This is a genomic window from Nocardiopsis sp. LDBS1602, from assembly GCF_035818715.1.
In the GTDB taxonomy this organism is placed as follows: domain Bacteria; phylum Actinomycetota; class Actinomycetes; order Streptosporangiales; family Streptosporangiaceae; genus Nocardiopsis; species Nocardiopsis alba.
In genome coordinates this window covers 139,691-165,537 of record NZ_JAYLVW010000009.1, presented here as the reverse complement: position 1 = coordinate 165,537, position 25,847 = coordinate 139,691, and the positions used below count along the sequence as shown (strand labels likewise).

The following is a 25,847-nucleotide window of genomic DNA, read 5'->3' as shown; positions in this document are numbered from 1 at the left end:
GAGTGACTGTTTTCATCACTTTGAGTGTTTGGCGAGAGAAGGAACGATGGCGCAGAACCGGCGCACCACCACACCTCTGTTGGCTCTCGGGGCGTTCGCCCTGTTGGCCCCTATGGTCACCCCGGGAACGGCCGCCGCCGAGGCGTCCTGGCTCGAACAGGACCTCTCCTCCGCGGACCGGATCGGGATGACCCTGGCGTCGGGGGCGCTGCGCCTGGACACGGCCGAGGACCTGGGGGCCTCACCACGCCTGGACACCACCAAGAGACGCACCGGCCTCGCGACCTTCCCCGAACAGGAACTGCCCGAACCGACCGACACCGTCGACGTGTCCGTCCGCACCACGGGCGAGGCCGAGGAGGTCCTCACCGAGGCGAGGGGCCACCGGGCCGACGGCATGTGGACCGAATGGCAGCCGACCCGGAGCGGGGGCGGCCGTGTCGTCCTCCCCGAGGCCGTCGACGAGGTCCAGGTGCGCGTCGAGGTGTCCTCGAAGGCCGAGAAGGGCGGCGCCTCCGTCGACGAGGTGCGCGTGCGCCCGGTGGAGTCCTCCGTCGCGACCACCGACGAGACCCCGAAGGGTCCCTCGGACTCCGAGAGCCCGGACGGAGGCACGGGAGAGGCCGCCAAGGGCGACGACGTGCCCCGACCGTTCTCCGCCCGACTCTTCGCCACCAGGATCGGACTCGTGGGCGAGACCACCGCCAACGGCCACACGGTGCGCCCCGACGACCACTTCGTCGCCCTGCCCTCGCGCCGAGGGCTCTCCACCCGAGGCGGCGGCGAATACACGGTCAGGGTGTGCAGCACCGGAGCACTGGGTCCCAAGGCCGAGGGGGACACCGAGAACCACGACCCGCGCTGCGCCTACCTGCCGGTCTGGGACGTGGGCCCCTGGAACATCACCGACGACCACTGGAACGACGATCGCGAGTCCTGGCGCGACCTCGACCGCGGTCGCCCCCAGGCCCAGGCCGCCTACACCGAGGGGCACAACGACGGCCTGGACGGCTTCGGCCGCCGCGTACAGAACCCCGCCGGCATCGACCTCGCCGACGGAGCCTTCAACGAAGGCCTCCAACTGCCCACCAACGGCTGGGTGGAGGTCGACTACCTGTGGACCGCCGAATACCGCGACCGCGCGGAGGTCACCACCGCCACCCAGAGCGACCCGGTGATCGTGCGCACCGGACCGGGGACCCACTACGACACGATCGGCCTGGCCGCGCACAAGGCCAACGTCGACGTGGCCTGCCAGGTCATCGGCGACCCCGCCACCGGCCCCAACGGCGTCAGCGACGTCTGGTACCGGATCGGTGAGGGCCACTACATCCCCGCGGCCTTCGCCCAAGGGGGATCCGAGGCCCCGTACTGCCTTCCCGGCAAGCCTTGATCTGTGTTCGCTTTGCGCCTCCGCCGGCGCTTCGGCGCGTGTTCGGGCGCCAAGGGAGGCGGGAACCTTCGGCACCTTCGGTGTGGTCACTCGTTCCTCGCGACCCCACCTGCGGCACCTCCAGAACCCCGCCGGCGCCCGAACGGGCGACCCCCCGAGGCAAGGTAGGAGACCGAGTGATGGTCACACCCCTGGGGGGTGTGGGAGGGCGGGTGCGGGTCACACCCCCTGGTCGGGGGCGCGCTAGCGGGTCTTGACGACGAGGGTGCCGGCGGCGCGGTCGTGCACGGCCCGCGCGCGGTCATCGCTGAGCATGCCCATGGCCAGGCCGAGGGAGACGATGTTGCCGAGGCAGGGGAGGGTCTGGGGGAGACAGAACAGGGAGGAACGGACGACCGCCTGCTTCTGCCCGAGGCGGTCGCCGCCTCCGGCGTCGATCACCTTGATGCCCACGATCATCTTGCCGAGCGTGCGTCCCCAGGTGACCAGATAGAGCCAGTCGTAGAAGAACAGCAGCACGCCCCAGCCGAAGAAGAAGAGGAAGATCCAGACGTTGACCTCGCCGTCGGTACCGTCCGGGTTCCCGGTCAGCACCGCCACGAGACCGGCCATCAGCATGAAGAAGAGGAGCGCGGTGAAGGCGGCCAAGAGGTAGTCGATCAGCCGGGCCGTCAGACGTAGTCCGAAACCCGCGGGGGTCGGGGCGTTCCCAGGGCGTCCGGGCTCCCCTCGAGGGACCGCGGGGTACGAGGGGCCCTCGGGGACCCGCCCCCCGTTCAAAGGGTGAGGTCCACCCTGGTGGGGGCCGTGCGGGTGCCAGTGGGGAGAAGACATACGGCTGCCGCTCTCTCGGTTCGGAGGGGTCTCAGCGATCGGGGGACGCCTCCGCAGAGTACCCAGAGCCGTGGTGGAGCGAGCACGACACATGCGCGGAGGGGCGGCCGGTGCCGCCCCTCCGCGCATGATCGGACCTCGTTCGGTCGTGGTCTCACATGCCGCTGTAAGGGACCGCGTCGATGATGTCCACGCCGAGGCTCTTGCCGTTGGGCAGGGTGTAGCTGACGCTCTCGCCCACGCGCTTGCCGTTGATGGCGGAGCCGAGGGGGGACTTGGGGGAGTACACGTCGATGGGGGAGCCGCTCTCCTCACGGGAGGCGAGCAGGAAGGTGACCTCCTCGTCATCCCCGTCGAACTTGACGGTGATGGTCATGCCGGGGCCGACCACGCCCTCGGTGTGGGGCGCTTCGCCGACCCGCGCGGTGCGCAGGATCTCGGTGAGCTGGAGGATGCGGGCCTCCATCTTGCCCTGTTCCTCCTTGGCGGCGTGGTAGCCGCCGTTCTCCTTGAGGTCGCCTTCTTCCCGGGCGGCCTCGATCTTTTCCGCGATCTCGATGCGCCCACTCCCCGACAGGTGGTCCAGCTCTCCCTTGAGCCGGTCATACGCCTCCTGGGTGAGCCAGGTGACGTTGTCATCGCGGGTCTGGGTCACGGGAACTCCTTGTGTACTCGTAGCAAAGGCCACCAGGCGGCCAGAGCTGAACTTACGAGAATATCACCGAGCGCGATCGCGCTCGGTGTCGTGTTCTCGGGGGTCCGGACCCCACCCCCGGTCGTCGATCAGAGGCGAGGGGCCGTTCGGTCGATCAGTCTTGCGAACCTTGTTCCCTGCATGAGGCCACTTCTACCGTGGCCGCCTGTCGAACCGTTTCAACGTCCGTCTGGACCATCCGGTTCCCGCCCTCGACCTCGACCCTCGCGGTACCGACCTCGACCATCTGGGCGTCCAGGGCCCGGAGCAGGCATTCGGCGCCGCCGCGGCTGTTCACCTCGAAGGAGATCCGTGCCTCGGAGGAGGAGGGCGCGGACACCGTGACCACCTGGTGGAAGACGTCTCCGCTCAGCCCGCTGTAGTTCATCACGGACATACCCCAGCCGATGGTGACCGCGACCGCGAAGATGGTGCCGACGATGAAGAAGAGAGGCCCGTTGCCGTGGTGTTTGCGTAGTGCCGGAGCTGGATCTGCACTGTTCACGGCGTCATCTTCCGGGGTCGCTGCCATTGGGAATCTCCGAGCAAGGGAATGGTGTTGTCTAAGATATCCCCGACCTGACAGCCCCCCTACGCGGCCCGCACGTGAGTCGTCCACGCCGTGACATCCGGGGTGGTGGCGGACGCCTGTGCCCAGTGGTCGTCGACAGAGCCAAGGAGAAGCCTTCGTTGTCCGAGCGCCTGCGGCTTATGGCCGTTCATGCCCATCCCGATGACGAGTCCAGCAAGGGTGCCGCCACGATGGCGCGCTACGTCCAAGAGGGCGCCGAAGTGCTGGTCGTCACCATGACCGGTGGCGAACGCGGTGACATCCTCAACCCCGCGATGGAGCGCCCCGAGATCCGAGAGAACATCGCGGAGGTGCGTCGCCAGGAGATGGACCGCGCCCGCGAGATCCTCGGCATCGAGCAGGAGTTCGCCGGGTTCGTCGACTCCGGCCTGCCGGAGGGCGACCCGCTGCCGCCCCTGCCCGAAGGGTGCTTCGCGACCCTTCCGGTGGAGGAGGCCGCGGCCCCGCTGGTCGCGGCGATCCGTCGCTTCCGTCCGCACGTGATCCTCACCTACGACGAGAACGGCGGCTATCCGCACCCCGACCACATCATGACCCACAAGGCGTCGATGCACGCCTTCGACGCCGCTCCCGAGCCCGAGGCCTACCCCGAGGCGGGGGAGCCCTGGCAGCCGCTCAAGCTGTACTACTTCGTGGGCTTCCCGCCCGAACGCTTCGACGCCCTCGCCCGGACCCTGGCCGCGCACGGGATGGAGAACCCGTTCGAGGAGTGGGCCGCCCGGGTGAAGGACATGGAGCGTCGCCGGTGGGAGATCACCACCCGTGTCCATTGCAGCGAGTACTTCGAGGTCGCCAACGACGCGCTTCGGGCGCACGCCACCCAGATCGACCCGAACGGCTTCTGGTTCGCGGTTCCCAACGAGATCGTCGCCGAGGCCTGGCCGACCGAGGACTACCACCTCGTCCGTTCCCTCGTGGACACGGAGGTCCCTGAGAAGGACCTCTTCGCAGGTGTCCGCGAGGCAGTGAGAGTATGAGTTCCATGAACACCCTTCTCGTGTCCGCTCCGGTGCTCGCCAATAGCTTCGCGCTGGACAAGGACACCGTCACGCCCGGTGTCCTCGGTTTCCTCGCCGTCTTCGCGATCGGCGTCGCCCTCTACTTCCTGATGCGCAGCATGACCGGCAAGCTGCTGGTCGTGCGCGGTGAGCAGAGCAGCGACGAAGCGATCCGCACCTCCTCCGAGTCCGCCTCCGCGTCGGCCTCGCGGGCGGCGGCCGTGGAGAAGCAGAAGGACACCGAGAAGTGAGGTGGACGCCCCCGCCGCGCACCTGCGGGGGCGTTTCCCTCTCCACGCTGTGACCCGCTTTCGGGCACGGATCGTCCGGGCCTCCTCGCGGGGCGGCCTGGCGGAGTGGGTGTACGCCCGATCGTCTGAGCGACACGACCGGTCCGCGCCACCGCACGCCGTGAGACGGCGTCGTGCGGTGGGTTCAGTGGCCGTCCCCGTGCTCGACGTCGGTGAGAGCGCGGTCGATGATGTCGGTGATGAACCCGGGAGGCACCGACCTCCCCTCGTAGGTCGCTCGAACGAGGACCGCGCCGACGAGCATGGCCAGGCAGGGCTCGACGTCGTCGCGCCGGAGGTGCGAGGTGAGGACGTCGCGGATCCCGGCCGTGGCGGTCTCGTACAGACGCTCTTGTAGCTCTCGCGCGTCTTCGTCATCGCCCGCGTGTTCGATGACACTCGCCATCAAACGGTCGTACCGACCTTCCGACAGTGTCCACGCGAGTGCGCTCAAAGAGGTGTGAAGGTCCTCACGGAGATCTCCACCCATCGGCGGTGGCGTGGTGTCCTCGCAGATTCGGGCGATCGTGTCCCGCATGAGGTCGACGGGTGTGGGCCAGTGCGCGTAGATGGTCGCCTTCGAGTACCCGGCCCGCCGCGCGACCTCGGCGTGCGTCGTCGCCGTCCATCCCCTCTCCAGAAGCGACGCGGCGCTCGCTCTGATCACGTCGCGTCGCGTGCGTGTCACACGCGGATCCTCGGGCTCGCCGGACGACTTCGTCATGCCTTGAGAATAGCCTCTCCCGATCCCAGGGCCCACTATTGAACTTCCTGTACAATAATGGACCATGAGTCGGTTATCTTCCCGGCGATCTCTCCTCCGGTCTCCTCCTCCACGCACCCCTCTCGTGTCATGTGACGGACCGGTTCTCGCTCAAGGAGTCCCCTCGATGCCCTCCCACCCGGCGCCCAGGACGCAGCGGGCGATCGTGCAGACCCGTTATGGAGCCGTACGCGATGTCCTCGCGTTGTCCGAGACGTTCCCCGTTCGGGCCCCCGGCCCCGGGGAAGTGCAGGTCCACGTGCGGGCGGCGGCGGTCAACCCCATCGATCGCCACCTGATCGAGGGGAACCGACGTCTCATCACCCGTCGTCGTTTCCCCTTCAGTCCGCTGTTCGACCTGGCCGGTGTCGTCACCGAGGTCGGAGACGGGGTCACCTCGTTCCGAGTGGGCGACCGAGTGCACGCCGACAACGAAGTCGATGGAGGCGGCGCCTCGGAGTACGTCAACGTACGCGCCGGGCTGCTCGCCTCCGTTCCGGCGGGCCTCGGCTTCGTGGAATCAGCAGGCCTCCCACTCGCGGCGCAGACGGCGATGACCTGCCTGGATCGTGGCCGCGTCACGTTCGGAACCCGCGTCGTGGTGATCGGGGCGTCCGGAGGCGTCGGTCACCTCGCCGTGCAGATGGCACGTGCGGCCGGGGCTTTCGTGGTGGGGGTGTCCAGCGCGCGGAATCGGGAGTTCGTGCGCTCCATGGGGGCGGACGAGGTCATCGACAGGAATGAGATCGACGTGTCGTCCGCTCTCGGGCCGGGCTCGTTCGACGTGGTGATCGACTGTGTCGGCGGTCGGGAGCAGTGGGTGCACGCGCGGTACGTCCTGAGGCCGGGGGGACGGTTCGTGACGATCGCGCGTGACGAGGACGGGGTGGTCACGGTGGCCTCCGCCGCCCGTCTCCTCTCGACGATCACCGCTCGTAGACTGCGGGGCGCGGGGCCACGAGGAACGAACTACGTCTCCGTCTTCCTCAAGGCCTCCGGAGATCTTCTGCGGCGGGTGAACGAGTCGGTCGAGAGCGGCCGGGTCCACGTCCACGTCTCTCGTACCCTCCCGCTGACACTGGAAGGCGTGAAGAACGCGCTGGAGGAGAGCGGAACGGGACGGACCGTCGGGAAGATCGTGCTCCGGCGCTGAGGCCCGAGTCCGGGAGGCACGGGACGGCTCCGTTCCGGAGCGGCCTGGCAGAGTGGGTGTATGCCCAATCGTCTGAGCGACGCGACCAGCCCGTACCTGTTGCAGCACGCCGACAATCCGGTGGAGTGGTGGCCCTGGGGTGAGGAGGCCTTCGCCGAGGCCCGCCGCCGCGACGTGCCCGTCCTGATCTCGGTCGGCTACGCGGCCTGCCACTGGTGCCACGTCATGGCCCACGAATCCTTCGAGGATCCGGCCACCGCGAGCCTGATGAACTCCCTGTTCGTCAACGTGAAGGTCGACCGTGAGGAACGCCCCGACGTCGACGCCGTCTACATGGAGGCGACCCAGGCGATGACCGGTCAGGGCGGCTGGCCCATGACCGTGTTCGCCTCGCCCGACGGCGCGCCCTTCTACTGCGGTACCTACTTTCCCAGGGATCACTTCCGTCGCCTGCTCGAAGGCGTGGCCGCCGCGTGGCGTGACAAGCGCGCGGACCTCCTCGACCAGGGCAGGCGGGTGGTGGAGGCGCTCGGCGCCCCCCGCCGACTGGCCGCCTCTCCGCCGCCGACCGCGGCCGACCTGGACCTGGCGGTCCAAGGGCTGATCCGCGACTACGACACCGCCAACAGCGGGTTCGGCGACGAACCGAAGTTCCCGCCGTCGATGCTGCTGTCGTTCCTCACCGCGCAGCACGAGCGGACCTTCCCCTTCCAGACCGCCGACGAGCCCACGCCGGCGGCGCTCATGGCGGGCGGGACGGCGGTGGCCATGGCGCGGGGAGGGATCTACGACCAGATCGGCGGGGGGTTCGCGCGCTACTCGGTGGACCGGGGTTGGGTGGTCCCCCACTTCGAGAAGATGCTCTACGACAACGCCCTGCTCCTGCGCGCCTACGTACGGTTGAGCCGACGACCTTCGGGGACGGATCCGGCCGCCGACACGGAACGCGCCCTGCTGTTGCGGGCGGCCCAGGAGACGGCCGACTGGATGCTGCGCGACCTGCGCACCCCCGAGGGCGGGTTCGCCTCGGCCCTGGACGCCGACAGTGAGGGGGAGGAGGGCGTCTACTACGTGTGGACGCCGGCCGAACTGCGCGAGGTCCTGGGTGACGAGGACGGGGCCTGGGCGGCCGCGCTGTTCGGGGTGACCGAGGAGGGGACCTTCGAACGGGGCGCCTCGGTGCTCCAGCTGCGGGTCGACCCCGACGACGTCGAGCGCTACGACCGGGTGCGGGCCGCCCTGTCGGCCGCGCGGGCCGAGCGGGTGCCGCCCGCCCGGGACGACAAGGTGGTCGCCGCCTGGAACGGGCTGGCGATCGCGGCCCTGGCCGAGGCGGGTGCCCTGCTGGGCCGCCCGGGGTGGATCAACGCGGCCCGTGACGCCGCGGATCTGATCCTCGACGTGCATCTGCGTTACGGGCGTCTGGTGCGGACCTCGCGTGACGGCCGTCCTGGGCCGAGCGCCGGCGTCCTGGAGGACTACGCGGATCTGGCCGAGGGGCTGATCGCACTCCACGGTGTCACCGGCGAGGCCCGTTACGTGCGCGAGGCCGGTGGTCTGCTGGACACGGTGCTGGAGCGCTTCGGCGACGGCGAGGGCGGGTTCTACGACACGGCCGACGACGCCGAGAGGCTCTTCAGCCGACCTCAGGATCCGACGGACAACGCCACCCCCTCCGGCCGTTTCGCCGCCGCGTCCGCGTTGCTGTCCTACGCCGCGCTCACGGGAAGCGAACGGCATCGGGCCGCGGCCGAGGGGGCGCTGTCGGTGGTCCCCCTGCTGGCCGAGAAGGCGCCTCGTTTCGCGGGATGGGGGCTGGCCACGGGTGAGGCGTTGCTCACCGGTCCGCGCGCCGTCGCGGTGGTCGGTGAACCGGGCTCTCGGGAGACCGAGGAGCTGGTGCGCACCGTTCTGCGCTGGGCCCCGCTGGGCACGGTCCTGTCCCAGGGTGACGGCAGGGACAGCGGTGGCGTGCCACTGTTGGAGCACCGGGTGCCGATCGACGGCCGGGCCACCGCCTACGTGTGCGAGGGCTTCACCTGCAAGCTCCCGGTCACCACCTCCGAGGAGCTGGTCCGACAGCTCATCGGTTGATCCCCGTTCCGCTGCCGGTCGCTCCATGAAGGGGCGGCCGGCAGCGGCCTTCTCACCCTCGGTCGGTGGGGGCGAGGGTGAACCGATCGAGGAGCTCCTCCGCGGCCGAGGGGCTCGCGACCCTGCCCCGGTCCAGGACCAGACGATGGTCCGCGGCCCGGATCTCCTCGGGGTCGTGTGTGGCGTGGACGACGGTCACGCCCTCGGCGGCGACCTCGGCGATGGTCGCGCGCATCCGTTCTCCCGCCTCGTGGTCCAGCCCCGTCGAGGGCTCGTCGAGTAGCAGTAGGTCCGTCTCCTGGGCCAGCCCTTGGGCGAGCAGGGCCCTTCGGCGTTGACCGCCGGACAGTTCTCCCAGTCTGCGTCCGGCGAGGTCGGCGATGCCGGTCCGTTCCAGGCAGCGGTCGATCACGGCGCGGTCGTGACGGTTCAGGGGACGCCAGAACCCGCGATGCGCCCAGCGACCCATGGCCACTGTGGCGCGCACGGTCAGGGGCAGGGAGTCGGGGGCGGCTCCGCGCTGCACCACGAAGGCGGGGCGGACCCTCCGACGCGGGGTCACGGTGCCCGTCCTGGGGGAGATCGTTCCGGCAAGGACGCCGAGCAGGGTGGACTTTCCGGAGCCGTTGGACCCCACCAGCGCGGTGACGGCCCCCTCCGGGATCTCGGCGTCGATCCCTCTGAGGACGTCCCCCTCCCCGTATCCCGCGCGCAGATCGTTCAGCATCACATCGACCACCCCTTTCGTCCTTTTTCGACCCTACTTGAAAACGATAATGGTTTTCGTTGTAGTGTGTCGCATCATGGAAGCACTGATCGAGCCCTTCGGGGTCGTCTTCGTCCAGCGCGCGCTGTGGGCCGGGGTCCTGGTCTCGGCGATCTGCGCCATCGCGGGCACCTGGGTGGTCCTGCGGGGCATGGCGTTCCTCGGGGACGCGATGTCCCACGGCATGCTGCCCGGAGTGGCCCTGGCCTCCCTCCTCGGACAGAGCCTGTTCCTGGGGGCCGCGCTGGCGGCGGGCGCCATGGCCGCGGGGATCACGGCACTGGGGCGTTCCCGCCGTCTCTCCCAGGACACGAGCATCGGTCTGCTGTTCGTGGGGATGCTCTCCGTGGGGGTGATCCTGGTCTCCCACTCGGCGTCCTTCGCCGTCGACCTCACCGCCTTCCTCTTCGGAGACGTCCTGGCCGTCCGGGAACGTGACCTGCTCCACCTGGGACTCTCACTGGCCGTGGCACTCGTGGTCGCGACACTCGGCCACCGGGCCTTCCTGGCCCTGGCCTTCGACCCGCGTAAGGCGCACACCCTGGGCCTGGCCCCACGGGTCGCGCACGCCGTCCTGCTCGGTCTGGTCACCCTCGCCGTGGTCGCCTCCTTCCACGTCGTCGGCACCCTGCTGGTGTTCGGACTCCTCATCGCCCCGCCCGCGGCGGCCCTGTACTGGGCGCGGAGCGTACCGACGATCATGCTCGGCGCCACGGCCTTCGGCGCCACCGCCACCGTCCTCGGCCTGCTCGCCTCCTGGCATTGGGAGACCGCGGCCGGGGCGACCATCACCGCGACGGCGGTGCTCCTCTTCTTCGCCTCGGCCTCCACCGCGGCGCTCCGGCGACGGGCCGTACCCCGGAGAACCTTTCGACCCCCCGAACCCGCCCACCGAAGTGAAGAGAGGTCGGTGACCCCTTGAGACAGGACAGGACCACCACGATCGCGGGGGCCGTCGGGCTGTGCGCCCTGCTCCTGGCCGGATGCTCCGGCCCGGACCCCGGAACGGACGTCGACGAGACCGAGGAGACGCCCCATGGCCACATCGAAGGGGCCGAAGAGCTCTCCGAACCCCACTACCGCCTCGTCGTCGCCGACACGGAGACCGGAGAGGTCGGCCTTCTGGACCTGATCACCGAGGAGACGACCGCTTTCGAAGGGACGTCGGGGGTCGACGGGATATCGGGGGACGGCCGCTTCGCCTACCTCCACGCCTCCGGACGGGAGACCCTCGACATCCTCGACAGCGGTGTGTGGACCGTGGACCACGGCGACCACAAGCACTACTACCGGACCGAGAGCGGTCCCGTCGGCTCGGTGGACGCCCCCGCCTCCCCTCTGGTGATCACCGACACCGCGCTGACCTCGCTGGCCGGCCCGGACGGCGCCTCCTCGCTGTTGGACCGCTCCGGGCTGGAGGAGGGCACGGTCGAGGAGATCGTCCCCGACCTGACCGGGAACGCCGTGGTCCTGCCCTACGCCGGACGGCTGATCGTGATCGAGGACGGCTCCGTGCGCGTCCACGAGCGTGACGGCTCCCCCTTGGAGGAGTTGGAGCCGACCTGCGTCGACCCGAACGGCGCGGCCGTCACCCGCAGGGGCCTCGTGGTCGGTTGTGAGGAGGGCACCCTCCACATCACCGAGGAGGACGGGGCCCCGATCGCCGAGACGCTCGCCCACCCGGAGGAGGGCCGGTCCGGAGCGCTGCGCCACCGTCCCGGCTCCGCCGTCCTGGCGACCACCTCCACCGAGGGGGACCTCTGGGTCCTCGACCTGGCCGCGGCCGAATGGCGGGCGTTCGAGGCCCACGACGTGGTGGACGCGGTGGCGATCGGGGAGGGCGCCCCCGTCCTGGTCCTGGAAGGGGACGGGACCCTGCGCTCAGTGGACCCGGAGACGGGAGAGGAGGACGCCTCCGTCCACCTCTTGGACGAGGTGGACGCGGCCCACCCGCCCGCCCTCCAGGTCGACGCCGGTCGCGCCTACGTCAACGACGCGCACGCCGGCCTCGTCCACGAGATCGACCACGGCGACGACCTGCGCGTGGCCCGCTCCCTCGATCCGGGCGTCACCCCGGACCTCATGGTCGAGACGGGATGGTGAGCCCCGTGAACACGTCCTTCGCGCCACGTGGGCGCGCGTTCTCGGCCGCGGCCGCCCTGGGACTGGTCCTCGCCCTCACCTCGTGCACCGGAGACGACGACGGTACGGGGATCGTGGTGACCACCAACATCCTCGGCGACGTCACCCGGGAGATCGTCGGCGACGAGGCCGAGATCACCGTGCTGATGAAGCCCGGCGCCGACCCGCACTCCTTCGGGATCTCCGCCCGGGAGGCGGCGATCCTGGAGAACGCCGACCTGGTCGTCCACAACGGGCTCGGCCTGGAGGAGGGGATCGCGCGCAACGTCGCCGCGGCGGAGGAGGCCGGGGTGCCGACCCTGGAGGTCGCGGCGGAGGTCGATCCGCTCCCCTACACCTCCGATGCGGACGAGGGGTCGCCCGACCCGCACTTCTGGACCGACCCGGTCCGAATGCTCACGGCGGTCGATCTGATCACCGAACACGTGGTCGCGGAGGTCGACGGTGTCGACGCCGAGGCGGTGCGCGCCGGGGCCGAGTCCTACGCGGCGGAGATCGATGAGCTCGACGGGTGGATGTCCGACGAGTTCGGATCCCTGCCGGCCGAGAGCCGCCGACTCGTCACCGACCATCACGTCTTCGGCTACCTCGCCGACCGCTACGACTTCGAGGTCATCGGGGCGGTCGTCCCCGGCGGCACCACGCTGGCCTCGCCCAGCTCCGCCGACCTCAAGGACCTGTCCGACGCCGTCGCCGAGGCGGGCGTCTCGGCGGTCTTCTCCGATTCCTCCCAGCCCGACCGCCTGGTCACCGTCATGGCGGAGGAGGCCGGTGTGGACATCGAGGTGATCCCCCTCCACTCCGAGTCCCTCAGCGCCGAGGGAGAGGGGGCCGCCACCTACCTGGAGATGATGCGCGCCAACACCGAGGCCATCACCGACGGACTCCGTGGCGGGTGAGCCCGGTCCCGGGCTTGAACCACGTCACGCACCCCCTGTACGGAACACGAAACGAGAAGAGAGCCGATCACCATGCGAGCGAGAAGATACGGCCGCGGAGCGGCCCTGCCCACCCTCCTGACCGCGGGACTCCTCCTGACCGCCTGCGGTACCGGCGAGGGCGGCGACGCGGACCCGGAGGCGGCCGCCGAGGCCACCGTCACCGACCCCCTCGTCACCACCTACGACGGTGGTCTGTACGTCCTGGACGGCAGGACCCTCGACGTGGTCGAGGACATCGAAATGGAGGGCTTCAACCGGATCAACCCGGCCGGGGACGACCGGCACGTGTTCGTCTCCACCTCCGAGGGGTTCCGGCTCTTGGACGCCGCGGTGGCCGAGACGACCGACGTCCTCTTCGAGGCGGACACCCCCGGACACGTCGTCCGTCACGCGGGCCGGACGGTGCTGTTCGCCGACGGAACCGGTGAGGTCACCGCCTTCGACACCGACGCGCTCGGGGCGGGACACCCCGAGGACGTCGAGGTGTACACGACGGAGGAGGCGCACCACGGGGTGGCCGTCGAATTGGAGGACGGAGGGCTTCTGGTGACCCTCGGGAACGAGGAGGAGCGGGTCGGCGCGATCGTCCTGGACGCCGACCGCGAGGAGATCGCCCGCAGCGAGGACTGCCCCGGGGTGCACGGGGAGAGCGCGGCGCGCGGTGGGGTCGTCGCCATCGGCTGTGAGGACGGGGCCCTGATCTATCGGGACGGCGCCTTCACCAAGGTCGAGGCCCCCGACGACTACGGGCGTATCGGCAACCAGGCCGGATCCGATCACTCCGCCGTCATCCTGGGCGACTACAAGACCGACCCCGACGCCGAACTCGAACGCCCCGAGCGGGTCGCCCTGATCGACACCGAGAGCGCCGAGCTGAGCCTGGTCGACCTGCCCTCCAGCTACACGTTCCGCTCCCTTGGGCGGGGCCCGGAGGGGGAGGCGCTGGTCCTGGGCACCGACGGCGCGCTGCACGTCATCGACCCGGAGAAGGGCGAGATCACCGAGAGCGTCGAACTGATCGACCCCTGGGAGGAGCCCCTGGAATGGCAGGAGCCCCGACCGGCCCTGTTCGTCCGCGGTGACACCGCCTACGTGAGCGATCCCGCCACCCGTGCGATCCACGCCGTGGACCTGCCCACCGGCGAGGTCACCGCCTCGGTCACCCTGGACGAGGAGCCCAACGAACTGAGCGGGGTCGCACCTTGATCCAGAGCGAGCCCTCCTACCGGAGCCGTACGCCGGCGATGATCTCGTCGACGAGGTCGGGCCGATAGTCGGGTTGGCGGATCTCCAGGTACACGGTCCTGGGGGTGCCCGGCGGGTGGACGGCGGCGGCGGTGAAGGCGCCGCCGTTGCAGTCGGGCCACTCCCAGAGGCCGCCCTCCCAATGGGGGGTGTCGACCATGCGTTCCTCGGGCGGCTTCGGACAGGGGTCGGTGTCGGCGACGTTGCGCAGGTCGGGGGCGCCGGGGACCACGGTGGCGTACACCCCGTAGGAGGGGACGTCGGTGTTGTGCCATTCGTCGGCACCGGTGGCCACGAGGAGCCCGGGGCCCGCTCCGGCCTCGGCGGCCGCGGGGCGGGCCTCCTGGTCGGTGTGGAACTCGCGCGCCCATGCCGTGGGCACGTCCACACGGAGTTCCTGGTCGGCGTAGCGGACCGTGGACAGGGAGACCCCGGGCACGCCGAGCGAGGTGGTGAGCCCGAGCGCGAGCAGGCCGCAGACGGCGGTGAGGGCCCCGGCCCTCGGCCAGGGCATGCGGTAGCGCTGCCACCAGGGGATGTCCTGCGGTAGATCGCTGGACATACGGATCGCCCTGACCCGGTCGGTGAAGGTCTTGGCGTCGGCGGGGCGGCTCTCCCGGTCCACGGACAGGGCGGAGAGGATCAGTTCGTCGAGCGCCGGAGGAAGACCTGGCCGGATGCGGCCAGGTGCGATCCGCACGGGGGGACGTGAGGGAGGTCTCCCCGTGATGAGTTCGTAGGCGACGGCGCCCAGCGAGTACACATCGGAGCGAACGTCCAGGTCACCACCGGGCATGCTCTGCTCGGGGGACATGTAGCCGGGGGTGCCCGCGGCGGCGGTGAACCCGGAGGCCTCGTCGATGGACTTGGCGAAGCCCAGGTCGGCGACGAGCACGCGTTGGCCCACGGGGGAGGACTGTAGGAGGACGTTGGAGGGTTTGATGTCCCGGTGGATGGTGCCGTGGTTGTGCAGGACGGTGATCCCCTGGCCGATCTCGGTCAGAAGGCGCAGTGCCTCGTCCAGGGGTAGTTGACCGCGGTGGATGAGGTCGGCGACACTGCCTTGGTCGGCGTAGGTCATCACCATGTAGGGGCGGCCGTCGGGCAGCACGTCGACGTCGTGGACCGCCACCAGCCAGGTGGAATCGGTCTGTCGGAGGATGCGCGCCTCCTCCAGGAACCGGTGCTGGATGTCCATCTGGTGCGCCCAGTTCTCGGCGAGTACCTTGATGGCCACCGGATAGTTCAGCAGGTCGTCCTGGGCGAGCCAGACGGTGGCGAACGAACCGGAACCCAGGCGTCGCATGACGCGGTAGCGTCCGAAAGCCTCGGGTTGGCTCATTTCCGCCTCGGTCTGTTGGGGGTTGATACGCGTTCGTTGCCCACTAATACACCATCTGGGCCTTGGCGTTGGCTTCCGCGGATATGATCCCCTTCCCGGGTAGCGCCGACGCCTTCGGGGCATGGAGACTGGAAGACCCCCCTTTCGGATACGGCCGTTCCGTGGCAACGGAGTGGGCGGTGTCATGCGTAGTGACGGATCCGAGCGGGGTTCGTAGACGTCCAACCGACGTGTGACCCTCTCGAACGTGGGAGCGAGACGCGCCCGCGTGGACGGCCGGACGTCTGTCGTAAGCCAGGAAGAGACGAACCATGCGCAGTAGTGATCATTCGGACCACGAGGAGACCCCCGCCGCACCCCGACGCAGGGTGGCGAGCAACGTCGACGAGGAGCTGGAAGAGCTCGCGCGACGGGCCAGGGACGGCGACGCCGCCGCCCTGGACGACCTGCTGCGTCGCATCCAGCCCGAGGTGCTGCGTCGCTGCGCCCGGTTCCTTCCCTACCGTCAGGACGCCGAGGAGGCCTGCCAGGACGCGTTGCTGCGGGTGGCCCGCAAGATCGACAGCTTCAAGGGCGACTCGCTGTTCACCACGTGGCTGTACACGGTGGTGTCCAACTCCGCGCGGCAGACCTACCGCTCCATGAAGCGTCGCTCCGCCGAGTTCCCGACCGAGGCCGAGCGCATGCCGCACCAGCGCGACCCTCGGACCACCAGTGTCATCGCGGGCTCCCGGATCGACCTGCTGGAGGCCCTGGAACAGTTGGAGAAGGACCGCCCCAACCTGGTGGCCCCCCTGGTCCTGCGCGACCTGTGCCAGATGGACTACAACGAGATCGCCTCCGAACTGGATCTGGCCTTGGGCACGGTCAAGTCCCGGATCCATCAGGGGCGCAAGCACGTGCGTAAATCGCTGGCCGTGACGTAGACCTTCCAGGCGAACTACTCTGGACCCATCCCCGTCGGCACATCCGTCACTGGAGTGCGCCGTCCTTTGATCCAGCTCTGAGAGGTTTCGCCAATGGGGCTCCGTGACCCCCTGTACTGGCTGTACGAACGGCGTCTGGAACGCAGTCTGACCAGCCAGGAGATTCCCAGGCACGTCGGTGTCGCCATGGACGGCAATCGGCGCTGGGCCAAGAGCAGTGGTCTTCCGGGCGCCGAGCAGGGGCATCAGGCCGGTGCGAACAAGATCTTCGAACTGCTGCGGTGGTGCGACGAGGTCGGTGTGCAGGTGGTCACTCTGTGGATGCTGTCCACGGACAACCTGACCCGTGACGAGGCCGAACTCGGCCCGCTCGTCCGCATCATCGAGCAGACCATCGCCCGGTTGCGAGACGAGGGGTGGAACACGCGACCCGTCGGCGCTCTGGACGTCCTGCCCGATTCGACCGCCCGCGCCTTGAAAGAGGCGGAAGAGGCCACATCCGGCAACCCCGGCCTGGTTGTCAACGTCGCCGTCGGGTATGGGGGTAGACGTGAGATCGCTGACGCGGTTCGGTCTCTCCTCCAAGAGGAGGCGGCCAAGGGCACCGATATCCAGGAGCTGGCGGAGCGCCTGGACATCGAGGACATCGCTCGGCATCTCTACACGCGCGGACAGCCCGATCCGGACCTGCTCATCCGCACCTCGGGTGAACAGCGTCTCTCGGGTTTCATGCTGTGGCAGAGCGTGCACTCGGAGTTCTACTTCTGCGAGGTCTTCTGGCCCGCGTTCCGCAGGGTGGACTTCCTGCGTGCACTGCGCTCCTACGGCGCGCGCAATCGGCGCTTCGGCTCCTGAGCTCCGACTCCCTTTCTCTCTCCGACCCTGGCTCGTGGGGATCGTCGTGTCCGTCGACGACGGGCCCGTCACACGAAGTTCACCGGGGGGCCGGTTCGGGATCTGGAAAACGGGCTCTCGGGCGCGTAGCGTCGATGAAAGCGGGTGGTGTTCGTCCACCCGTTCGGGAGGCCCCATCTCATTGATCTCCGGCTGTACTGCGGAACATCGACGAGGAGGGCCGGACCCGGCCCTCATGGGGCGGGTCCCGGTCCTCCATGATCCCGTGACAGCAGGGCACCCTCGTGGTGCCCAAGGGGAGAACGAGTGGCTAGTTCCTCGACCGATCGCCGTGACACCCAGCCCCCGGCCGTCCCCGAGACGACCGAGGGGACGCGCGTCTATGTGCTCGACACCAGTGTCCTGCTCGCCGACCCGTTGGCCATGACCCGCTTCGCCGAGCATGAGGTCGTCATCCCCGTGGTGGTGATCACCGAACTGGAGAGCAAGCGTCACCACCCGGAACTCGGGTATTTCGCCCGCGGCGCGCTGCGACTCCTGGACGATCTCCGGGTGGTCCACGGCCGTCTGGACGTCGCCGTACCGGTGAACGACCAGGGCGGCACGCTCCGGGTGGAGCTCAACCACAGCGATCCGGCGATCCTTCCGGCGGGCTTCCGGCTCGGCGACAACGACACCCGGATCCTGACGGTGGCCCGCAACCTTCGGGAGGAGCGGACGGAGGAGGACTCCGTCGTCCTGGTCAGCAAGGATCTGCCGATGCGGATCAAGGCCTCGTCGATCGGTCTGGTGGCCGACGAGTATCGGGCCGAGCTCGCCATCGAGCACGGCTGGACCGGTATGGCCGAGCTGGACGTGCCCGCCGCCGACATCCAGGAGTTGTTCTCCGACGGTGAGAGCGAGATCGAGGAGGCCAAGGAGCTGCCCTGCCACACCGGGCTGGTGCTCGTCTCCGACCAGGGGCGCGCCCTGGGTCGGGTCCAGGCGGACAAGTCGGTGAAGGTGGTGCGGGGCGACCGTGACGTCTTCGGTCTCAAGGGACGCAGCGCCGAGCAGCGGATCGCCCTGGATCTGCTCGCCGACCCCGACGTCGGCATCGTCTCCCTGGGCGGTCGCGCCGGTACGGGCAAGTCCGCCCTGGCCCTGTGCGCCGGCCTGGACGCCGTGCTGGAGCGTGGCCGCCACCGCAAGGTGATGGTGTTCCGCCCGCTGTACGCCGTGGGCGGTCAGGAACTGGGCTACCTGCCCGGGAGCGAGAACGACAAGATGACGCCCTGGGGTCAGGCGGTGCACGACACCCTGTCGGCCGTGACCAGTGAGGACGTCATCGAGGAGATCGTGGACCGGGGGATGTTGGAGGTCCTTCCGCTCACGCACATCCGAGGTCGTTCGCTGCACGACGCGTTCGTGATCGTGGACGAGGCCCAGTCGCTGGAGCGCGGGGTCCTGTTGACGGTGCTCTCCCGGCTGGGCGAGAACTCCCGGGTGGTGCTCACCCACGACATCGCCCAGCGCGACAACCTGCGTGTGGGCAGGCACGACGGTGTGGTCGCGGTCATCGAGAAGCTCAAGGGCCACCCTCTGTTCGCGCACGTCACCCTGACCAGGTCCGAGCGTTCTCCGATCGCCGCCCTGGTCACCGAGATGCTGGAGAACTGACCCTCGTCCCCGAGGTCCCCTGAACGACCGGTCCCCGACCCCGACGACGTACGTGGCCCCTCCACCCCGCCGGTGGAGGGGCCACGCCCCTTGTCAGCGGAGGCGTCCGAGGTAGTGCCCGGCCCGGCGCAGCCGGTTCAGCCCGGCCTCGTAACGTGCTCCGACGAAGAGCAGCAGTAGACCGATCACGGCGATCGGCACCCAGTTGGGCATCGCCCGGGTCAGATCCCACAGCGGAGGGCCGAAGGCGCGCAGCGAGACGAGGAACACCCCGGTCGCTCCGATCAGCAGGGGAGCGAGCAGCCGGGCGCGCATGCCCCACAGGGCCATGGCCAGGCCGACGGCCAGGGCCGCGGGCACCCGCCATTCCATCCCATCGCCGTCGAGAGCCGACAGCACCGTGGGCAAAAGGAGCAGGACGAGCCCGCCGCCGTGGGTCAGGAGGCTCGACACGGGCCTCTCGGCGCGGCGCGACCATTCGTGGCCGATGGCCACGAAGGCGAGCGCCGGAGGGACCGTGTACGCCTCGGGAACGGAGACGTCCCAGGCGTACAGCACGGTCCACAGCGCGCAGAGCATCAGGATCCCGCCGACCGCGGCCGTCCATCGGCGGTCGGGGTGGAGGGCGCGGGCCAGGGCCAGCACGCCGACCACCGCCAGGGAGGTCGCCATCACCTCGGGGCGGGTGCCGAAGACGAGGGCCGTGCCGAGGGCGAGCGCCGCCCACACGGCGGCGGGGATCTCGGTCGCCTCCAAGAGAGGGGAGGCCAGGCGCGGGGCCGCGGCGACGAAGGCGGCGACCACCAGGAGCGGACCGAAGGCCGCGTATTCGACCGATACGTCCAAGGTCAGGAGTAGGCCGAGGGCGAAGGCCCCGGTGGCGAAGGTCGCCGTGGCGGTGGAGGCGACGGCGATCGCCCGGGTACGGGCGAGTGCGGCGGACACGGAGGCGGCGACCGCGACCACCAACAGGACCCCCACGGTGGAGTAACGCTCCGACAGGGCCCAACTCGTCGCGAGCAGCAGGGTGAAGGCGCCGGCGGTCCACGGCACCAGGGCTACCCCGACCCGGCGGATCGGCCCGGCGCAGATCATCGACACCGATCCGACCAGCAGGGTCCACACCAGGGCGACCACGAAGGGCAGCCCCAGAGCGAAGGGCAACGGGACGAGGACACCCGGGGCGAGCAGCGCGGCGGCCCGGAGCAGAGGCCTCCGGTACACCAGCGCGACCACGAGCAGGGCCACCGCGCCGGAGATCAACGCTCCGAGAGCCACGGCCGGACCCGCCGCCGTGGAGTCGGGGAGCCCCACGAACTCGTGGGCCGGGCGGGTCAGGGCCTCGACCGGTGCCCCGTAGAGCGGGAAGGAGCGGGAGAGGAAGGCCACGACGGGGGCGCCGGGCGGCCCGACCACCAGGGGGAGCGACGTCAGCAGGGCCAGCCCGACGACTTCGAACACGTCGCGTCGCCCGGACCCCTCGGCCTTCGAGGAGGGGGCGGCGCGGAGCGGGGCTCCGGCGAGGACGAGGACGGTCACGGCCAGAAGGACGAGTACGGCCCCCAGAAGCCACCACTGGTCCGGAGCCCGGCCGGCCTCGATCCGGATCCCGACCAGGTGGACGAGGCCCATGACCAGGGCCGTACCCCAGGTCAGGGCGGTTCCCAGAAGCAGAGAGGGCACCGAGTGGGGGCGGCGTCCGGCGTATCGACGCGCTCCGAGGGCGCAGATCATCGCGGTGAGGGCGACGATCACCAGGACGGTGAGGGTCGTGTACCGCTCGGGCAGGGCCCAGACGAGGCCCGCCACCAGGGTCAGGGCGCCGGTGATCGGCGCGACGAGGCCGGACCGGCCGGGCAGTACGGCGGACAGCAGCACCAGTCCACCGCCGAGCACCGCCGCCCCCACCGCGACCACGGACTGGGAGGCCCCCGCCAACAGGGGGAGGGGCAGGAGGGTCACCGGGGCCAGGAGCACGGCGAGGACGGGCAGGGCCCGTCGGTGCGTGCTCCACAGCACGCCCAGGGCCAGGAGCGCGGCCACCGGGATCGCGATCAGGTGGGGCAGGCTCGCCGGGGGCAGGAGGTCGACCGCCCGGTCTCCGAAGGAGAGTACGACGGCGGGCTCGGCCATGTCGGAGAGGGACAGGCCTCCGGGGGAGGAGATCGTTCGGGGCAGGGCCGGAAGGATCGGCGGTCCCGCGGCGAGGGGGACCAGGGTCAGGGTGGCCAGGCCCGCAGGTAGGTGCCAGGAGAGGGGGGAGGCGGGCTCCGTTCTCGGGCGGGCCAGGAGAAGGACGGCCGCCCCGGCCGGGAGCAGGGCCGCCACGAGGCCCCACCCGTGCCAGGGGTCGAACCGTTCGAAGGTGAGCAGGGCCAGAGTCGGGACGACCATGAGAAGGGTGAGCGTCCACATCGCGATGGCGGCCGCGCGCAGAGTGCGGAGCGGTGCCCCCGGGTGTGCGGGACCGAGGAGGCGCAGGACGACGGTGTCCGCGAGCGCGGTGGCGGAGATCGAGGCGAGGATCCAGGCCGGGGACGAGGAGGTGTCGACGGGCAGGGCCAGCACCAGGAGGAGCGGGATCGGCTGGGCGAACAGGGCGATCAGCACCGACGGGGAGCGAAGGGGGACGAGCCGTCGGTAGAGAGCCAGGAGCGAGCCGATCACCGCGAGGGCGGCGGCCGTGTAACCGGCGGTGTTGGTGAGGCCGTCGGTGTGGAACCACAGGGCCAACGCGTCCAGGCAGAGCAGGCTGGCGGCCACGATGCCGAAGGTCTCGGCGGTGGAGCGCAGGCCGCGCCGGTACAGCGGCGGGGCGGGGAGGGCGAAGGCCAGGGTGATGGCTCCGAGCACGGTGGCCCGGGCCCCGGTCCCCATCGTGCTCCAGTTCCAGACGACGAAGACGAGCGCCGCGACACCGATGAGGAGGGCTCCGAGCCCGAGGATGACGTTCTGGGCCGAGTCGCGGATGCGACCGCCGGACGGGGCGCCTCCGGGCATCGGCGGTGGCCCCTGCGGGACGGGGGAGAGCCCCATGGCGGGGGCCTCGGACGGAAGGGGCCGCTCCGAGGAGCGTGCCGCCCCGGCTCCGACGGACGATTCCCGGCGCAGTCGCTCCAGGACACGGGGGCGTTCGGCGAGGAGGGTGTCTCGGCGTCGGTCCAGCGAGGCCAGTTCCGCGTCGATCCACCACAGACGCTGCGCCGTGGGCCCTACGAGGGAGAGCGCGCAGTGCGGGCAGGCGTGGGCCGAGGGCGCGAGGGCGATACGGCAGTCGGGACACTGGGGACCCGCCCCGGGCGGCCACGGGGTTCCTTCGGCGTTCATACGGTTCATCCTGGGCGTCCCGCCCGTGCGGGCACATCCGTACGGGTACTCAGACGGCGGACGCGGCCCGGGATCACTCCGGGGGAGAGACGTGACACAGACCTGTCCGGACATGATCACCCCTTGACCCTTCGTGTCTCTTCGCAGGTCAGAGCGGTGAAATAACCGTACATTCCGTGATGTGATTCAGGACACGGTAAAAACGGCGTTACTTTACCGTGACGATGGTGCAGGCTGAATGCGCTGCACCGAGCAACCCCCTCCCGTGTGGGTGCCCCACCCCGTGGTCGGTCGAACGGTCGAAACCGTCCCCTCCACGGCAGGTCGTCGAGGGCCACGCGGTCCGACGCGGCGACCCACACCACGCGCATTCCCCGAGCGGGACACGCGTGTGTCAACGTGAAAGGGCGATCTTGCTACTCAACCGCATCTCCTGGCGCCAGATGAGCGCCGTCGGTGCCGCCGCGCTGGTCGCGGGCGGCATGTTCACGGTCTCCGCCTTCGCGCAGACCGACGACGGTCTCGACCCGGAGAGGGCGGCCTCCACGGCGGCCCTCCCGGATCTCCAAAGCCCCGAGGCGGTGGACCTCTCGGACGACTTCTTCGTGAGCCCCTCTCCACAGGACGAGCGGGACCGCGAGGACCGGCGTGAGGAGGCCAGGGAGCGCTCCGGCGCGGCGGTCGCGGCCGCGGCGTCGTCGGGAAGCGGAACGGGGAGCGGGATCGCCGAGCCGGAACCCGAGCCCGACCCGGAACCGGATCCCGAGCCCGCCGAGAGCACCTCCACCGCCTCGTCGGCTCCCTCCGGTTCCTCCTCGGGCGGTTCGGTCCCCTCCGGCTCCGCGAAGGAGATCGCGTTGCAGATGGTGCTCGACCAGGGGTGGGACTCCGACCAGTTCTACGGATGCCTGGAACCGCTGTGGGAGAAGGAGAGCAACTGGAACGCCTCGGCCCAGAACCCGAGCTCCGGTGCCTACGGCATCCCGCAGTCGCTTCCCGGCAGCAAGATGGCCTCCCACGGCTCCGACTGGCAGACCAATCCGGCCACGCAGATCGCCTGGGGCATCGACTACATCAAGGGGCGTTATGGGACCCCTTGCGGTGCTTGGTCACACTCGCAGTCCGTCGGCTGGTATTAATAGGTTTTTCCCTGCCCTAAACCCCCTTTTGGGAAAGGCAAACGTGCTACTCAACCGTATGTCGCTGCGCAGTACCGCAGTGGTCGGTGCGGCGACCCTGGTCGCCGGCGCGACGTTCGCCGTCTCCGCCTTCGCGGACGACGGTCTGGACCCGGACGCCGCCACCAACGCGGCCACCGTCCCCACGTCCGAGGAACCCGCCACCGACACGGAGATCCGAGACGGTGACGAAGATTTCTTCGCCTCCGAGGAGTTGAGCGAGGACGAGCTCGCGGACCTGCGCGCCCAGGCCCAGGAACAGCGTGACTCGGCTCGAGGTGGAGGGGTGCTCAGCACCTCCGCCACCGGAAGCTCGATCCAGGAGGAAGAGGAGGAGGAAGAGGAGGAGTCCGACGAGGACGGAGGGTCCACCACGCCCCCGCCCAGCGGCGACCCCAAGGGCATCGCGTTGCAGATGGTGCTCGATCAGGGTTGGGGCGAGGACCAGTTCTCCGGCTGCCTCGAGCCGCTGTGGGAGAAGGAGAGCAACTGGAACCCCTCGGCCCAGAACCCGAGCTCCGGTGCCTACGGCATCCCGCAGTCGCTTCCCGGCAGCAAGATGGCCACGCACGGCTCCGACTGGCAGACCAACCCCGCCACGCAGATCGCCTGGGGCATCGACTACATCAAGGGGCGCTACGGCACCCCCTGTGACGCCTGGGCCCACTCCCAGTCCGTCGGCTGGTACTAGTACCGGTCACGACCCCCGGATCCTCGTAGGAGGACCGAACACGAACGGCCCCGTGCGGAATCACTCCGCACGGGGCCGTTCCCCGTTCGAGGGAAGGTCAGCGGACCGGGGAGAAGGTCTCGATGATGTCCTCGGGGATGTTGTCGAAGTCCCCCTCCTCGGAACGCGGCACGTTGACCGTGACGAGGTAGAACATCCGGTGGTCTCCACGCTCCTCGACGGCCGCGTAGGCCCAGAAACGGCGTTCGGGGTCGTTCCAGGTGTCGTTCACCAGGTCGGCCTCTACGTAGGCCACGTCCAGCCCGGCCAGGCCGTCGGAGAAGTCCTCCCGGTCGAAGTCCTCGGTGTCGAGGACCTCGTAGTCCCGGGTCTGTTCACCGTCGATGTCGGTGCCGGCGCGGCTCTGGTCCAGGAATTCGGCGCCGGTCCCGGTGAACTCCGTCTCCTCCCAGCCCTCCACCGTGATCTGGTGCTCCATGCCCGGGGCGACGAAGGTCGCGAAGGGCTCGTCGATCGCCTCGTTGGTGACCGTCCACCCGCCGGGGTAGGAGATCGAGAACCAGTCGGAGGTGTAGGGCTGGAGATCGTCGTCGTCGTACTGGGGCGGGGTCCCCTCGATCTCGATGGGCGCGTCCTGCTCACCACCGCCGTCACGCTCCCGGGGCGCGATGGTGTCCTCCGCGGAGAGGTCGCCACCGGCCTCTTCTCCCCCGACGAGCACTCCGATGACACCGAGACCCATCACCATCAGCAGGGCCGCGGCGGCGATGGAGAGCAGGGCGATCAACGGACCCTTGGAGGAGCGACGCCTCGGGACCGGACCGGAGGGGTGGCCCGCGGAACGGTGGCCGACCGGGGGAGGGCCGCCCATGTGACCCGCGCCGCCGGCTCCGGGGTAGGGGCCCTGGGCGTAGTATCCGGCGCCACCGGGGTGGCCGCCGCTGGGGGCATGGAGAGAGGGATGGGGCGTGGGGGATTCGACATGACCGAAACCCCCGGCCGCCATGGCGCCGGTCGGCCCACTGGACCCGCCACCGGCACGGCACCGCTCGAGCAGCTCCAGCGCCCGCTCCACGGTGAGTCTGCGGTCGGGGTCGCGTTCCAGCAGACCCGAGATCACCGGCTCCAGCCATCCGGCCCTCGTCATCGGGGGCAGCGGGGCGGAGATCACCGCGGCGATCGCCGCCGTGATGGAGTCCCGGTGGAAGGGGGACGATCCCTCCACCGCCGAGTACAGGGTCACACCGATGCTCCACAGGTCGCCCCGGTGTTCGGCCGGTCCGCCCTCCAGGCGCTCGGGGGGCATGTACTCGGGGGAGCCGATCAGGGCGCCGGTCCGCGTGATGCTCGGCCCGCCCTCGATCGTGGCGATGCCGAAGTCGGTGAGGATGACCCTGCCGTCGGAGGACATCATGATGTTGCCGGGCTTGATGTCACGGTGCAGGACGCCCGCGTTGTTCGCCGCTCGCACCGCCTTCAACAGGGACTCGGCGATGTCGGCGACCCGTTCCGGGGGGAGCGTGCCCTCTCGGGCCAACAGGTCCTGGAGGGAACCGCCCTCCACGAGCTCCATCACGACCCAGGGGTTGTTCTCGTAGTCGAAGACGTCGTGGATGGTGATGACCGTGGGGTGGGAGACCCGCGCCGCGGAGCGGGCCTCTCGACGCACACGAGCGTGCGCGTCGTCGCGCTCGGCGTCGGTGAAGTGGCCGGGGAGGAGCACCTGTTTGATCGCCACGACGCGGTCAAGGGCGGTGTCGTGCGCCTCCCAGACAATGCCCATGCCACCGCGTCCGAGCTCTCGGCGGAGCACGTAACGGTCGGCGATGGGGCGTTCGCTGTAACTCGACATCTGTCGCCCTCTCGAAGCGGGCTCTGTGCTGGGTGTTCTGGCAAGGATGTCCGATGTGCCCGACCGGCGAAAGGTTCCCGCGGACAAGAGGACGGAACCGAACCGGTACACA

At 69.9% G+C, this 25,847-nt stretch carries 22 protein-coding genes; 14 read left to right on the top strand and 8 right to left on the bottom strand.

What is annotated here, in order from left to right; translation table 11 throughout:
- Positions 1–46: 46 nt before the first annotated feature.
- Positions 47–1,393 (top strand): hypothetical protein, encoded by a 1,347-nt coding sequence (locus U9J66_RS22170; RefSeq protein WP_326338585.1) that lies wholly within the window; start codon positions 47–49, stop codon positions 1,391–1,393.
- A 243-nt stretch (positions 1,394–1,636) separates the two neighbouring features.
- Here the strand turns inward: U9J66_RS22170 and U9J66_RS22165 are convergent, their stop codons facing one another.
- The 3 genes from U9J66_RS22165 to U9J66_RS22155 all read right to left on the bottom strand — a co-directional run bounded on the left by U9J66_RS22165 (position 1,637) and on the right by U9J66_RS22155 (position 3,453).
- The gene (locus U9J66_RS22165) at positions 1,637–2,173 is read right to left on the bottom strand and encodes an RDD family protein (protein WP_161111252.1); all 537 of its coding nucleotides are present in this window, start codon (positions 2,171–2,173) and stop codon (positions 1,637–1,639) included.
- Positions 2,174–2,381: 208 nt separating this feature from the next.
- Positions 2,382–2,882, bottom strand: coding sequence for a transcription elongation factor GreA (gene greA / locus U9J66_RS22160; RefSeq protein ID WP_014913051.1), 501 nt, complete (start codon positions 2,880–2,882; stop codon positions 2,382–2,384).
- Positions 2,883–3,036: 154 nt separating this feature from the next.
- Positions 3,037–3,453 carry a DUF4307 domain-containing protein gene (locus tag U9J66_RS22155; RefSeq protein ID WP_026125238.1) on the bottom strand — a complete coding sequence of 139 codons (417 nt, stop codon included), beginning with the start codon at positions 3,451–3,453 and terminating at the stop codon, positions 3,037–3,039.
- A gap of 158 nt (positions 3,454–3,611) precedes the next feature.
- On the opposite strand from U9J66_RS22155, the gene mca reads away from it, so the two are divergent.
- Positions 3,612–4,490, top strand: a complete 879-nt coding sequence (mca, locus tag U9J66_RS22150) for a mycothiol conjugate amidase Mca (RefSeq protein ID WP_017535844.1) — start codon at positions 3,612–3,614, stop codon at positions 4,488–4,490.
- 5 nt (positions 4,491–4,495) lie between these two features.
- Complete coding sequence (locus U9J66_RS22145; protein ID WP_036568452.1) at positions 4,496–4,762, top strand: hypothetical protein; 267 nt, start codon at positions 4,496–4,498, stop codon at positions 4,760–4,762.
- A gap of 184 nt (positions 4,763–4,946) precedes the next feature.
- Here the strand turns inward: U9J66_RS22145 and U9J66_RS22140 are convergent, their stop codons facing one another.
- A complete protein-coding gene (locus U9J66_RS22140) occupies positions 4,947–5,525 on the bottom strand; it encodes a TetR/AcrR family transcriptional regulator (protein ID WP_017535842.1) in 579 nt (192 codons plus the stop codon).
- 166 nt (positions 5,526–5,691) lie between these two features.
- On the opposite strand from U9J66_RS22140, the gene U9J66_RS22135 reads away from it, so the two are divergent.
- Together U9J66_RS22135 and U9J66_RS22130 are read left to right on the top strand one after the other, a co-directional pair.
- On the top strand, positions 5,692–6,717 hold the full coding sequence (locus tag U9J66_RS22135; RefSeq protein WP_326338582.1) for an NAD(P)-dependent alcohol dehydrogenase: 1,026 nt from the start codon (positions 5,692–5,694) through the stop codon (positions 6,715–6,717).
- A 60-nt stretch (positions 6,718–6,777) separates the two neighbouring features.
- Positions 6,778–8,811, top strand: coding sequence for a thioredoxin domain-containing protein (locus U9J66_RS22130; protein ID WP_161111254.1), 2,034 nt, complete (start codon positions 6,778–6,780; stop codon positions 8,809–8,811).
- Between the two features lie 52 nt (positions 8,812–8,863).
- Here the strand turns inward: U9J66_RS22130 and aztA are convergent, their stop codons facing one another.
- A complete protein-coding gene (gene aztA, locus U9J66_RS22125) occupies positions 8,864–9,541 on the bottom strand; it encodes a zinc ABC transporter ATP-binding protein AztA (protein WP_014910477.1) in 678 nt (225 codons plus the stop codon).
- Between the two features lie 73 nt (positions 9,542–9,614).
- On the opposite strand from aztA, the gene aztB reads away from it, so the two are divergent.
- The 4 genes from aztB (at position 9,615) to aztD (ending at position 13,866) form a co-directional block, all read left to right on the top strand.
- The gene (aztB, locus tag U9J66_RS22120; protein ID WP_326338579.1) at positions 9,615–10,499 is read left to right on the top strand and encodes a zinc ABC transporter permease AztB; all 885 of its coding nucleotides are present in this window, start codon (positions 9,615–9,617) and stop codon (positions 10,497–10,499) included.
- A complete protein-coding gene (locus tag U9J66_RS22115; RefSeq protein WP_326338578.1) occupies positions 10,496–11,680 on the top strand; it encodes an ABC transporter in 1,185 nt (394 codons plus the stop codon). The genes aztB and U9J66_RS22115 overlap by 4 nt, the downstream gene beginning before the upstream one ends.
- A complete protein-coding gene (aztC, locus tag U9J66_RS22110) occupies positions 11,674–12,618 on the top strand; it encodes a zinc ABC transporter substrate-binding protein AztC (RefSeq protein WP_161111258.1) in 945 nt (314 codons plus the stop codon). Before U9J66_RS22115 ends, aztC begins: the two co-directional genes overlap by 7 nt.
- A 72-nt stretch (positions 12,619–12,690) precedes the next feature.
- Positions 12,691–13,866: a zinc metallochaperone AztD gene (gene aztD, locus U9J66_RS22105; RefSeq protein WP_326338577.1), complete on the top strand. Its 1,176-nt coding sequence runs from the start codon at positions 12,691–12,693 to the stop codon at positions 13,864–13,866.
- A 16-nt stretch (positions 13,867–13,882) separates the two neighbouring features.
- Here the strand turns inward: aztD and U9J66_RS22100 are convergent, their stop codons facing one another.
- Positions 13,883–15,247, bottom strand: a complete 1,365-nt coding sequence (locus U9J66_RS22100) for a serine/threonine-protein kinase (RefSeq protein WP_017535834.1) — start codon at positions 15,245–15,247, stop codon at positions 13,883–13,885.
- A 311-nt stretch (positions 15,248–15,558) separates the two neighbouring features.
- On the opposite strand from U9J66_RS22100, the gene U9J66_RS22095 reads away from it, so the two are divergent.
- The 3 genes from U9J66_RS22095 to U9J66_RS22085 all read left to right on the top strand — a co-directional run bounded on the left by U9J66_RS22095 (position 15,559) and on the right by U9J66_RS22085 (position 18,687).
- Complete coding sequence (locus tag U9J66_RS22095) at positions 15,559–16,173, top strand: RNA polymerase sigma factor (protein ID WP_014908249.1); 615 nt, start codon at positions 15,559–15,561, stop codon at positions 16,171–16,173.
- A gap of 93 nt (positions 16,174–16,266) precedes the next feature.
- Entirely contained in the window at positions 16,267–17,028 is a 762-nt protein-coding gene (locus U9J66_RS22090; RefSeq protein WP_014910910.1) for an isoprenyl transferase, read from the top strand.
- 306 nt (positions 17,029–17,334) lie between these two features.
- A complete protein-coding gene (locus tag U9J66_RS22085; protein ID WP_014910017.1) occupies positions 17,335–18,687 on the top strand; it encodes a PhoH family protein in 1,353 nt (450 codons plus the stop codon).
- A gap of 93 nt (positions 18,688–18,780) precedes the next feature.
- Here the strand turns inward: U9J66_RS22085 and U9J66_RS22080 are convergent, their stop codons facing one another.
- Positions 18,781–22,014: an SCO7613 C-terminal domain-containing membrane protein gene (locus tag U9J66_RS22080; protein WP_326338575.1), complete on the bottom strand. Its 3,234-nt coding sequence runs from the start codon at positions 22,012–22,014 to the stop codon at positions 18,781–18,783.
- A 413-nt stretch (positions 22,015–22,427) separates the two neighbouring features.
- Between U9J66_RS22080 and U9J66_RS22075 the strand changes: the two genes are divergently transcribed.
- Both U9J66_RS22075 and U9J66_RS22070 read left to right on the top strand, forming a co-directional pair.
- Positions 22,428–23,153 carry a lytic transglycosylase domain-containing protein gene (locus U9J66_RS22075; RefSeq protein WP_326338574.1) on the top strand — a complete coding sequence of 242 codons (726 nt, stop codon included), beginning with the start codon at positions 22,428–22,430 and terminating at the stop codon, positions 23,151–23,153.
- Positions 23,154–23,196: 43 nt separating this feature from the next.
- The gene (locus U9J66_RS22070) at positions 23,197–23,883 is read left to right on the top strand and encodes a transglycosylase SLT domain-containing protein (protein ID WP_014913563.1); all 687 of its coding nucleotides are present in this window, start codon (positions 23,197–23,199) and stop codon (positions 23,881–23,883) included.
- Positions 23,884–23,980: 97 nt separating this feature from the next.
- On the opposite strand, the gene U9J66_RS22065 is transcribed toward U9J66_RS22070, so the two are convergent.
- Entirely contained in the window at positions 23,981–25,735 is a 1,755-nt protein-coding gene (locus U9J66_RS22065; protein ID WP_026125234.1) for a serine/threonine-protein kinase, read from the bottom strand.
- Positions 25,736–25,847 lie beyond the last annotated feature (112 nt).